This window comes from Microcoleus sp. Pol7_A1 (assembly GCF_036701085.1).
Lineage (GTDB): Bacteria > Cyanobacteriota > Cyanobacteriia > Cyanobacteriales > Microcoleaceae > Microcoleus > Microcoleus asticus.
The window spans coordinates 1-11,475 of record NZ_JAUBQD010000110.1 but is presented as its reverse complement, the minus strand read 5'-3'; the positions used below and the strand labels follow the sequence as shown (position 1 = coordinate 11,475).

At 42.8% G+C, this 11,475-nt stretch carries 9 protein-coding genes and 1 pseudogene; 6 read left to right on the top strand and 4 right to left on the bottom strand.

The window, feature by feature from the left end:
• Positions 1–105: 105 nt before the first annotated feature.
• Positions 106–774 (top strand): annotated as a pseudogene (locus QUA20_RS30705) (IS1 family transposase); the annotation flags it as partial.
• 500 nt (positions 775–1,274) lie between these two features.
• Here QUA20_RS30705 and QUA20_RS30700 read toward each other — a convergent pair.
• A complete protein-coding gene (locus tag QUA20_RS30700; protein ID WP_172186341.1) occupies positions 1,275–1,463 on the bottom strand; it encodes a hypothetical protein in 189 nt (62 codons plus the stop codon).
• Positions 1,464–3,100: 1,637 nt separating this feature from the next.
• Between QUA20_RS30700 and QUA20_RS30695 the strand changes: the two genes are divergently transcribed.
• Positions 3,101–3,298, top strand: coding sequence for a hypothetical protein (locus QUA20_RS30695; protein ID WP_333194062.1), 198 nt, complete (start codon positions 3,101–3,103; stop codon positions 3,296–3,298).
• Between the two features lie 717 nt (positions 3,299–4,015).
• Entirely contained in the window at positions 4,016–4,216 is a 201-nt protein-coding gene (locus QUA20_RS30690; RefSeq protein WP_172186381.1) for a hypothetical protein, read from the top strand.
• 146 nt (positions 4,217–4,362) lie between these two features.
• Here QUA20_RS30690 and QUA20_RS30685 read toward each other — a convergent pair whose 3' ends face one another.
• Positions 4,363–5,112 (bottom strand): pentapeptide repeat-containing protein, encoded by a 750-nt coding sequence (locus QUA20_RS30685; protein ID WP_333194060.1) that lies wholly within the window; start codon positions 5,110–5,112, stop codon positions 4,363–4,365.
• A 54-nt stretch (positions 5,113–5,166) separates the two neighbouring features.
• On the opposite strand from QUA20_RS30685, the gene QUA20_RS30680 reads away from it, so the two are divergent.
• Positions 5,167–5,679 carry a phosphoribosyltransferase family protein gene (locus tag QUA20_RS30680; RefSeq protein WP_333194059.1) on the top strand — a complete coding sequence of 171 codons (513 nt, stop codon included), beginning with the start codon at positions 5,167–5,169 and terminating at the stop codon, positions 5,677–5,679.
• Positions 5,680–6,036: 357 nt separating this feature from the next.
• On the opposite strand, the gene dxr is transcribed toward QUA20_RS30680, so the two are convergent.
• Positions 6,037–7,227, bottom strand: a complete 1,191-nt coding sequence (gene dxr / locus QUA20_RS30675; protein ID WP_333194057.1) for a 1-deoxy-D-xylulose-5-phosphate reductoisomerase — start codon at positions 7,225–7,227, stop codon at positions 6,037–6,039.
• Positions 7,228–7,354: 127 nt separating this feature from the next.
• Here dxr and QUA20_RS30670 point away from each other — a divergent pair, with 127 nt between their 5' ends.
• Positions 7,355–8,968, top strand: a complete 1,614-nt coding sequence (locus tag QUA20_RS30670) for a DUF2079 domain-containing protein (RefSeq protein WP_333194063.1) — start codon at positions 7,355–7,357, stop codon at positions 8,966–8,968.
• A gap of 60 nt (positions 8,969–9,028) precedes the next feature.
• Positions 9,029–10,435 carry a DUF2079 domain-containing protein gene (locus QUA20_RS30665; RefSeq protein WP_333194055.1) on the top strand — a complete coding sequence of 469 codons (1,407 nt, stop codon included), beginning with the start codon at positions 9,029–9,031 and terminating at the stop codon, positions 10,433–10,435.
• 146 nt (positions 10,436–10,581) lie between these two features.
• Here QUA20_RS30665 and cas6 read toward each other — a convergent pair.
• Positions 10,582–11,475 (bottom strand): CRISPR-associated endoribonuclease Cas6 (gene cas6 / locus QUA20_RS30660; protein WP_333194053.1); only part of this gene is annotated, 894 nt, incomplete at its 5' end.

The window sequence follows — 11,475 nt, the reverse complement described above, 5'->3', positions numbered from 1 at the left end:
AACACCTAATTTTGGGTGGGAAATAATCCCCAATTATAATTGGGGGCAATTGATACAAAAAAAACTTATCTTTAACCGAGCTTGAATATATCGATCACTCTTGTTATTGATTTGCGATCGATTATTCAGCAAGCCCTAGTTAAAAATGGACATCGATACGGAAAAGAGTTCTATCGATGTAAGCAATGCAATCGCCAGTTTGTCGAAACCTATAGTGAGCGTAGATATTCCGAGGATGCCAAACAAATTTGCTCCTCTCATGTACTGTAATGGCATGGCGCGAGACTAATTGAGCGTTGTACTGGTATCAGCCACAATAGTGTCATCAACTGGGTCAAAGAAACAGGGTAACCATTACCTGAAACTGAGGCAGTTGAAACCATACCAGAAGTAGGTGAAATCGACGAACTCCAGATATTTGTTGGTTCAAAAAAAACAAGCTCCTTGTATAGACACCAGTCAATCATTTTGCTGAGGGCATTCTTGCTTGGACGTTAGGGGATAGGAGCAGTGACACTTTTGTGGCTTTGTGGAGGATGAGTAAAAATTGGTCTTGCTATTTCTGGGTCACTGAGGGCTATTGTGTTTACCCAAAATATATCAACTCTGAAGACCATATTGTTTGCAAGACTTATATGACAAGGGTGGAAGGAGACAACACGAGATTAAGACATTATCTGGCGCGGGTTACATCGCAAGACCTTATGTTATTCCAAGTCTCAAGAGATGTTGCAACTTTCAATTAGTTTGTTGGTTTTTTATCTCAAGCACCAGCATCAAAAATATTTCCCTGTTTTTCCTCGATCATTATCAATATATGCAACGCTGTTATGGGTTTGCCCAATTGTAGCGATCGATAATTTACCTGTTCATCATGTCTAAGCCGTCGAAAGTTTGATTCAATCTGTCGGAGTTTAAGTGAAATGCTTATCTCCCTACTCGCCGAATTTATTTTCCATCGAGTTGTGTTGGTCAAAAATCAAAGTAATTCTCGGTTCTTAAGCAGCTCAAACTTCAAATGTGCTTGATGAAGCGATTACTAAAGCTCTTAATGCTATTACTGATGAAAATGCTTTAAACTGTTTTCATGACTGTGGTCTATTTTTAGAGCCAAATAGATAGTTAATTCTTGTAGTATCTTTGATAGCAAATAGCTGTAAGTAAAAATATTAACTTATAACAAAATATTTTATTGCTAGTTGTTAACTTCGAGCCGCTAATTAACAATTAGCGATTTCCAGGAAATTTGGTTCGGCATTCATAGAAAAGCTCTACTATTTATTCCGATGGTGTGCTTCTAGTTGCGCGGTTGAGGCGTTGGAATTGCTCTGGCTGTCGTACCTGTAGATGTGAGCGTCGCTCTCGAACATATAATTGATGGAAGTAGCTGCATAGTAGCTCAGCGCTAGCAGCGACACTAGATTAAGAATTCTATAAATTGGTTTCTCAGACACTTCGTTCATTTTTACTCCTACTTTTTATGCAAATAGCGAATGTGGATACAGTGACGGCACTTTTTTTTGAGAAGTTCCCAAACCCAAAAATCCAGCACCTCTAAAAAATTCGCTTGCTCGCGTTATACACTCGTGATGCCCGATCACCCAAAATAAATCGTAGTTGAGATTTGAAACAGTTGTTGCCTATTTCATATTGCAGTCTCTGCTTTTAATTGTCTATCTAACTGCGGTAAGAGTTAGGCAATTTAGGCGCAAACGAACTCTACAATTTGCTTGTCAGAGCTGCTACACTTTAAAAAAATAGAGCTGTAAAAGGTTACAGGGCAAGGTGTCTAGCTTTTTTTAAGGCTAACCAAGGATTTTACCAAATTCGATTAATGGTGCGCAGTGGCCGGAAGTAATAAAAATTCTTAAGTTGGTCAGCGGAAGGCGAAAATATGTCTGAAGTTATAGTTTTGCCAGCAACAGGCCGTGTTACATTGCAGATTAATTTTGAGCTTGGTTGAGCTGGCAGATAATCTTTGAGTAAAAAATGTTGCGGTCGCTGTCCGACTATTTGTGTCTGACAATTTTGACTCAGCGACACCATTAAATCACGATGTTACAGAAGAAAAGTAGGCGTCAGTCGATTTGATACTTTGCCGTGAGACGTTAGGCGAGAGAGCAGTGGAGTCGCGATCAGTCGAACGATTTGAGATTTGAGATTTACTCCACAGATGAATCTGGGAGCTTGAACAAGAGTCGAAAATTTTGGTCGGCTGGCGACTACTCTGGAAAACTGGTATCCGTTTTTGGGCGGGGTCGAAAAGCAGAAGGCAGAATTTGGAGCGGTAAAAAAATACTGTTTTAGGATTCAGGATTTTTATTTGATTCTACCTTATAACTGCATTTTTTTTTACCATCAAACAAGATGATTTACTCGCTGCGAGGAGCGATGCAAGCCGGATCGTTTAGGACGAGATAACCGACTTTGTTTAAGCCAGTTACTTCCACAATTTATTATAATTCTTGATCGCATTGAGCTGTTTTTACAACAGACTTTTTGCTGGTAATTTGCAAAAGGGATAGGGGCAGAACAACAGGCCAAAACAGAGGACCGAATATTAATGCTATCCAAGAGATCACGTCTTTTTTAGATGTCGCAGTATCATTCCAAAAACTTTTGAACCAAACAATAAAAACGATTAAGGCAATCGAAAAGTAGCTAATCATTATCATTTTTTTACTTGCCTGCCTAGAGATGGGATAGAAGTATTTATAAATATTGTATCTCAGGGTGTGGCTCGCCGATCGCAACTTTAGGCCCTGTGGTGCAAGCTGCAAGTGTCTAAAACCCAAAGTTTCACAGTTCTCCGAGTCCAGAGCCTGGGATGTAGAGGAGACGCACTCCCGCTGTGCAGCGGCGCTGGGGGCTAAAAGTCTTGCGCTCAGGAATTTTCGAGGTTTAGTCAAACCTTGAGGCTACCACCGCAATGACAGGTTGTGCGATCGAGGTCTTTGGTTATCTGTGATTTAACTCACGTATACTCGCAGACTTCGATCACAAATGGAGCTAAGAACGATCGCACAGCTTAGCCGACTGCTATCACCCTACTCTTTTCTCAAATCCTCGATACTACAATAGTCGAGTTCAACGATATTTCATGCAAGCTCTGACTTTAAAATCCGATCGCGCGATCGCTGAACTGTTCTATCAAGTCACCCGTTCAGGCAATCTGACTCGCACTCAAAGCCACGGACTGCCCGCACTCTGCGAAAGCGCTCTCAGCGAAGATGCCCGAGATGCAGTCAACCGCCTGCTGCACGCCATCCGCCGCGGATGGGTCAGGATTTCCGATTAGTCCTCTCACAAAAGAAGTTGAGATGAGTATTTCTACTTTTTCTCCTGTCAAGATTTGCCAACAATAAGATTTTCGTGAGCAGGTCGCTGCATTAACCCTCTCCAAAAAAAGTTGTACTGCGATCGAAAAGCTCGAACCCGGTTTCTTAAAGAAGCCGGGATTTTTGATCTGAAGCAGTCAGCAGTCAGTAGCCTGTAGTCAGCAGTTACAGAAATTTTCAGGTTTATGGAGTACGGTTGCAAGGGTTTGTCAACTATTTTGGTAAGTGCTTGGAATTAAGGTGTACTCTATTTGCCTGGAATCTGCTGTATTAAGTATATCCACGGAAAAAACCCCACGCCAAGACCTTCGGTAAATGTAACCAAAGGCAGATGTCTCAACAGCGTAAAACTTTTAGATTTAATTAAGTCGATCGATTTAGTTAGCAGTCATTAATTAGCCGTCATTAATCATCTAGATAATAGATAAATATTAATTTATTTGTCAGAGTTTCTTGACAACAAGTATAGATTTGGGAGTGGCCAAAAGCGAGAAATCGGGACGGAGTTTGTGTTTCGAGTTGCAGGGCGAGCGAGAAAACATCCGATCCCCAAATCCGGCTGACACAAATCACCAATTAAGAGCGAATCGATCACATATAATTGCGTAGTTAAATCACATAAACATTGGGGAAATCAGTCAATACTGTCAAGAGTGAGTTCAAAAAACAAACACATGATGACAACCCAAACGCTTTTACCTCAATTTACTATTGCAGAGCTAGTCTTTCAGGTATATCACTCTGGTCTGCTGACTCCCACTCACCGACAACAGCTCAAGACAGCGCTGTTAAATGACAGTCTTACCGAAGAAGATCAAACAGCCATCAACCGCTTGCTCCACGCAGTTCGCCGCGGCTGGCTGAAAGTTGTAGATTAAACTCGGTTCTAAATTTTTTGCCACTACTCTTTAAATGCACTGTCACTTGAAGGCAGAATTAAATCCCTTAAAAAAATCAGGCATTAGCATAAATGTAGGGTGCGCAACAGGCACCCTGCTGTTTTAACTTCTATTTTCTCAGCTTATTAGTCAGAGATTGTGCCGTCAGGCATCATGGCCTCTCTCAGATTCGCTTCATCCAAATTTGTCCCGCGCAAAGAAGCTTGATGCAAGTTTGCTCCCCGGAGATTTGCTCCCTTAAGGGAAACTCCGCTCAAATTTGCTTGATGGAGATTTGCACAGCTCAAGTTAGCTCCGCTCAAATCGGCTCCCTTCAAATCAGCTTTTTCCAGATTTGCTTCCGTTAAATTTGCCCAACTCAGATTTGCTTGAGTTAGGTTAGCACGGCTGAGGTCAGCTTGTGTTAAGTTCGCATCGGTTAAATTGGCTTTGCTCAGGTTGATTCCGCAAAGCTTTACTTCTGTCAAGTTTGCACCTTGCAAGTTAGCGTTAACTGCATAAACTTGAATCAAAATTGCCCCCTGAAGGTTTGCATCTCTCATGTCTGCACCCCTGAGACTCGCCCCCGTTAAATCGGCCCCGCTGAAGACGACACTCCGCAAGATGGCTCCGCTCAAGTTCGCTCCCACCGCCTCGCATTCGCCAAAATTAGCGGACATGAGGTTGGCTTGAGAGAGGTTGGCTTGGCTGATATCTGCTTGATACAGATTAGCTCTGTAGAGGGTGAGGCCGAGCGAATTTGCACCTTTTAAATTAGCGTGACTCAGGTCTATATCGCGCAAATTTGTCCTTGACATATGAGCACCGCTCAGGTCTACTTTGTGAAAAACCCGTTCTCCGGCTGCATACCGTCTGAGAAGTTCCTCTGCATCCATGTCATTTTCCCCAAAATAATTAATAATACCTTTGATATTTCAATAATATTAGGAATGAGTAACCTTTACGTTTCTTGGGCTGAGTACCATCGGAAAATTGAGGATTTGGCTGTAAAAATTGAAGAATCTCAGTGGAAATTCGATCGAATTGTCTGTCTGGCGAGGGGAGGGCTGCGGGTTGGAGATACTCTGTCGCGGATTTTCGACAAACCTCTGGCCATTTTAGCTGCCTCGTCCTATGGTGGGGCCGAGGGAAAAGTCCGGGGTGCGATCGAGTTTGCCCGCGATTTGACAATGGTGGGCGATAATTTGGGCAGCCGCATTCTCCTGATTGACGATTTGGTGGATTCGGGAATTAGTTTGGAGCAAGGAATCGCTTGGCTGAAGAGTCGCTACGGCGAGGATATTCAGGAAATTCGGACTGCTGTACTCTGGTACAAGGCTTGTTCTGTTGCAAAGCCGGATTATTATGTAGATTATTTGGCTGACAATCCTTGGATTCACCAACCTTTTGAAATGTACGAAAAGATGAGTGCGGCTGATTTGGCGGCAAAAGTTCGGAGTTAGTCTATAAAAGGCTAACATCCGGTCAACTTTTAACATGGTTTGGGCGATATTTTGCACTTTTTGGCATAGTCCGTCAGGGGGGGAAACCCGTGTCTCATAGCTAAAGTCCTCTGAAATAAAACTGAATATTTATTAAAGTTGGGCAGTCGGTTTCAACTCACATCTTGCACCATTGTCAGCAACAGGCAAGATGCCTGTTCCACAAAGAGTGAATTTTCTTGTGGAACAGGCATCTTGCCTGTTCCTAAAAGGCTTATTGAGAATGGTGCAATATCTCAATTTCAACCAATTTTAGCTATGAGACGGGGTATTAATTCCCCAGCGGACTTGTGGGTAAGTGCAAGTCTGCTGATACAATTACCGAACCGAAAGAATACGATCGCCCAATTCCATACTCTCTGCCAAAACTTCCTGCCGCGCCCACCGATCCGCCTCCAAAATATCGTCTAAAGCAGGACTTTCACAGTTATCGGCTTGATGTTTGTCGCAGGCTTTCTCAATCAACTTCGGAATATCCAAAAACTGAATCTTCTCCTCCAAAAACAGGGCTACCGCCTGTTCGTTGGCCGCATTCAGCACCGCAGGCATCGAACCGCCCGCACGTCCCGCTGCATAAGCCAACTGCATACAAGGATACTTTTCGTGGTCGGGTTCTCGGAAAGTCAAATCCCCAGCTTTTACCAAATCCAGCCGTTCCCAATCTGTATGAATTCGCTCCGGCCAAGACAAAGCGTAAAGCAGCGGCAATCGCATATCCGGCCAGCCCAATTGCGCCAAAACCGATGTATCTTGCAGCTCAATTAACGAGTGAATTATGCTCTGAGGATGGATGACAATATCAATGTCCTCATAATCCATCCCGAACAAGTAATGAGCCTCGATTACTTCTAATCCTTTATTCATCAAAGTAGCAGAATCAATTGTAATTTTCTGCCCCATCGACCAATTTGGATGTTTCAAAGCATCGGCTACTGTTACTCCTGCTAATTTCTCGATCGGCAAATCTCGAAAAGAACCCCCCGAAGCTGTGAGAATAATTCGCCGCAACCCGCCAACCCGAACACCTTGGAGGCATTGAAAAATAGCCGAATGTTCCGAGTCAGCAGGCAATATTTTAACGCCGTATTTTTCGATGAGGGGGTTGACAACGGGGCCCCCTGCGATTAATGTTTCTTTATTCGCTAAGGCGATATCTTTACCTGCTTTGATAGCCGCAATTGTTGGCAGCAAACCGGCACAGCCAACTATGCCGGTGACGACGGCTTGAGCGTCGCCATATTTGGCAACTTCGACAACGCCTGACTCGCCCGCAAGTAAAATAGGTTGAGGGTCGAGATCTGCGATCGCCTCCTTCAATTCCAGCAATTTATCTTCGTCGCAAATCGCGACAATCTCCGGTCTAAACTGGCGAATTTGCTGGGCCAGCAACGTTACATTTTGTCCGGCGGTTAACCCGACAATCCGAAATTGCTCGGGGTATTGAGCTACAATATCCAGAGTCTGAGTGCCGATGGAGCCTGTGGAGCCGAGAAGAGTTATTGCTTTCACAATTGTTTAATGTTTTGTGGGCTATTCTAATATTACGATTGCGGGGATGAAAATTAGCGGTTAACTATTGCGTGGAAAGCACATTCGAGGTAATCATATTTTGAGTGGTCAGTTAGTGCCAGATTTCATGCAGAATGCGGAAAATTTTCCTGATTCTAGTGAGGACATCAGTGTCTCGATCGCCGAAAATATAGAGGAAGGTCGATCGCAGCTACCGTCGAGTTTGGTTTGGGCGATCGCTGCTGCTGCGGCAATCTTTTTTTTGTGTAGCAGTTTACGGCACGCTTTATTCCAATCCACTGCTTTCGATTTGGGAATTTTTGACCAAGCAATTTACTTGATCGGCCAAAACCAAACGCCTTTTTCTTCTTTAATGGGGATTCATATTTTGGGCGATCACGCAGCGGTAATCTATTATCCGCTAGCTTTGCTTTACAAAATCTACCCGGATGTGCATTGGCTGCTGTTGGTACAAGCAGTTGCTTTATCCCTGGGCGCTTGGCCTAGCTGGAGTTTAGCGCGTTTGGCAGGTTTAAATCAAGAACAATCCCGTGCGATCGCATTGATTTATTTGCTCTATCCGGTGGTATTTAACATCAATTTATTTGATTTTCATCCGGAAGTAATCGCTTTACCCGCACTTTTGGCAGCAATTTTGGCGGCGCGTTTAAATAAAATTGTGTGGTTTTGTACCGCTATTCTGTTAGTTTTGAGTTGCAAGGCTGTTTTGTCTATAACCGTTGCTGCTATAGGTTTATGGCTGTTTTTTTGCGAAAAAAAGCAACGGTACGGGGCGATCGCACTTTTGCTAGGTGCAGCTTGGTTTTTGATTGCTTCCCAGAAAATCATCCCCTTTTTTAGCGGCAGCGAAGTCGCTGGAGTCGGGCGCTACAGCTATTTAGGCAAATCCGTACTAGAAATCATCCTCAATCTCATATTAAAACCACAGTTAGTATTAGGAAAAATTCTTTCCTTCGATACATTCAAATATTTATTTCTCCTCACCTTACCTGTGATTTGGCTGCTATTGCCATTTTCTGGCAAACTACGCCTACAATATTTAACAGCGCTAATTCCTGCCCTCCCTACCCTGCTCATCAACATTCTTTCTGACTTGCCATTTCAACGCAGCTTAGCCTATCAGTATTCAGTTCCTGTAATTCCCTTTTTATTGTTAGCAGTTATCGCGAAGGAAGAAACAAGGAAGAGGGAAGAAATAAGAGAAAACAAGGAAGAGGATAAAGCAAATAACCAACAGTTTTTAACATCTGTAAATTTGCCAAAATTTTCCTCTAGCAAAATTGCCAATTTACCATTTAAGAATTTCCGACTTCCTCAACTCCGGCTAGGAATTCAATTGCCGAGAATCATGATAATTTGGTCGTTAATAATTTTCCTATTTCTGGGCGAATATAAAGATTTTTATTTGTACATAAATAGACTAGATACCTGGCAAGCTACACGCGAAGCAGTCGCACAAGTTCAACCTCAAAGCAGTATTTTAACAGATAATAGACTTGCCCCTCACTTTGCCCACCGCCCAATAGTAAAATTGCTTTCACAAATTTCGCCCCAAACAAATTTAGCTGAATTTCAATACATATTATTAAACCTGCGCCATCCCTGGCCTGATACTGAAAAACTTGGTAATACCTTAGCAAATCAACTTAAAAACTCTCGCGATTTTCAATTAACTTATCAAAAGAACGAAGTTCTGCTATTTAAACGAATCGCTGATTAAACCAATAAAATGCTAACTTTAAAATTCCTAAAATCTCATCCAGTATTTTTAATAATTGTCGTGACAACGATAGTCTTATTTACCGCCAGCAGCGCGCGACACGCTTTGTTTCAGTCAACTGCATTCGACTTAGCAATTTTTGACCAAGCAATTTATTTAATCTCCCAATATCAAACGCCATTTTCCTCTTTAATGGCAATAAATATTTGGGGCGATCACGCCGCTTTTATTTTCTATCCACTAGCTTTACTTTACAAAATATATCCAGATGTTCACTGGCTTTTATTAGTGCAAGCTGTTTCCCTAGCTTTAGGCGCTTGGCCGAGTTGGAGTTTGGCACGTCAAGCCGGATTAAACGAACGAAAAGCAATTGCAATTTCAGCCGTATATCTGCTTTATCCCGCAGTATTTAATGTCAATCTCTTCGACTTCCACCCAGAAGTAATTGCTTTACCAGCACTGCTAGCAGCAATCTTAGCCGCGAGGCTGAATAAAACCTTGTGGTTTTGTGCTGCTATTGTATTAGTTTTGAGCTGCAAAGCCGTGCTATCTTTAACTGTGGCTGCGATGGGTTTGTGGCTGTTGTGTTTTGACAAAAAACGCAATTGTGGGCTCATAGCTCTCTTTCTAGGCGCGGGTTGGTTCCTGGTAGCTACTCAGGCAGTTATACCGTATTTTAATCAGGGAAGAGAACACGCGGGAATCGGGCGATATCAATATTTGGGAAACTCAGTTTTGGAAATTGCTATTAATTTAATAGTGAAACCAAATCTAGTTTTAGGGCGTTTGTTTTCTTTAGATACTTTTGAATATTTAGCGTTATTGGTATTACCTATAATTTGGTGGCTGTCTCCGCGTCATCTGTCATCTTTAATTGGTGCTGTGCCGATGTTGGCGATGAATATTCTTTCCGAAATCCCCGCTCAGCGGGATTTAATTCATCAATATTCTGTGCCGATATTGCCGTTTTTGTTGGTCGCCGTAATTTCCAGTTTAGCAGATAGCAATCAGCAAAAGAGAAAGACAATATTTGAGAGATTGCCAGTTCCTAATTATCCATTGCCTAGAGTCATTGTAATTTGGTCGTTGATTGCTTTCTTAGCTTTAGCAAAATACGGCTATTTCTGGACTATTTATTTAAATGGGCTCGACACTTTGCCAGCTACCAAAGAGGCAATTTCTCTTGTTGAAACCAAAGGCAGTGTTTTAACAACTGCTCAGATTGCTCCGCACTTAGCGCACCGCCCTGTCGTCAAAATAACTCTGGCTAACGCGCCGCCTGCCAATCTCGCAGAATTTGATTATGTATTGCTGAACCTCAGATATCCTGGCTGGATGAGCGATCGAGAATTTGTTAATAACTTAGTAACTAAACTAAAAAACACCCCTCAATTTCAACTAAAATATCAGCGAGACGACATATACCTATTTACTAAGAGTCATTTGTCAGCAGTCATCAGTCATTAGTCAGTAGTCATTATTAACTGGTTCCCCGGCTCTGCCTGGGAATCGATGTCTAGAGGCTCTGCCTCGCTTGCGGAGGAAAATTGGAGGCACAGCCTCTGGATCTGTGTTACCAGGCAGAGCCTGGGAACCAGTAAATCAATTTAACCTTAATCCTCAACTTTCAAAGCCCTTCTTGCCAACTTCACGTAAGTTTTCACAGTTTCATAAGGCATTTCCAAATCAGCAGCAATATCAAACAAAGATTCCCCCAATTCCCTGCGCGCCAAAATCGTCGCCCAAGTTTCAGCAATCTCAGCAGCACGACTTCCGCCTGTACGCTTTCTGTGCGCCATAAACTTCTGTGTCAATTCATCTATTCGCCCTGCCAATACGCTTTGTATCGACACTTCAGGTAGCGCTTCTGTCAACCATTGCGATCGCGTTTGTCCCAATCCAAAAGTTGTTTTGTGGCCAGTGCCGCAATAAGGCGCTAACCGCCCCAAAGCATAAAATAATTGTACAAAATCAGGGCGATTGTGAGCCGATCGCCCTAGCCCAAATTCCACAGCCCCAGTGAATCCCGTTACCATACCTTTTTTGCCCGCCGCTACCTTTTGCGACTCCAATTTGTGGCGGCTAATAATTGCATTTTCATCAATCCAATTCAAAAATTCTGCTTGGTCAAAATTTACACCAGAAAAGTTATTCCAGCGGCGCAAATAGCTGTGAAAAACATTTTCGGGAACTGGCAAAGGGAAGTGATGGCCTTTGCTACGAAAGCTTGTAGGAGTCACAAAACTAAGTTTGATTGTTGGCGAAAAGGGGGGTTCTGCTGTTAATAATTGCTGGTAAGTTGTGGGAGCAAAAGCAATATCGCAAGAGCGAATTAGCAGCGGAGCATTTCGCAAATCTATCTCTTCGGGCAAATTTTGCAGCCACTGACTCAGCCACTGCACTACTGGCTTTGAAATTCCTGTTACGTACCCAGGGTAAACGCATCTTAATTTCAACCTAAAACATGATAAGATTAAGTATTTAGCTAAATCAAGTGCGTAATTCAT

What these genes read in the sequence shown, in the direction of transcription:
- QUA20_RS30700 (WP_172186341.1), bottom strand. Translation starts at nt 1,463, where the DNA reads ATGAACGAAGTGTCTGAGAAACCAATTTATAGAATTCTTAATCTAGTG.
- QUA20_RS30695 (WP_333194062.1), top strand. Translation starts at nt 3,101, where the DNA reads ATGCAAGCTCTGACTTTAAAATCCGATCGCGCGATCGCTGAACTGTTC.
- QUA20_RS30690 (WP_172186381.1), top strand. Translation starts at nt 4,016, where the DNA reads ATGACAACCCAAACGCTTTTACCTCAATTTACTATTGCAGAGCTAGTC.
- QUA20_RS30685 (WP_333194060.1), bottom strand. Translation starts at nt 5,112, where the DNA reads ATGGATGCAGAGGAACTTCTCAGACGGTATGCAGCCGGAGAACGGGTT.
- QUA20_RS30680 (WP_333194059.1), top strand. Translation starts at nt 5,167, where the DNA reads ATGAGTAACCTTTACGTTTCTTGGGCTGAGTACCATCGGAAAATTGAG.
- QUA20_RS30670 (WP_333194063.1), top strand. Translation starts at nt 7,355, where the DNA reads ATGCAGAATGCGGAAAATTTTCCTGATTCTAGTGAGGACATCAGTGTC.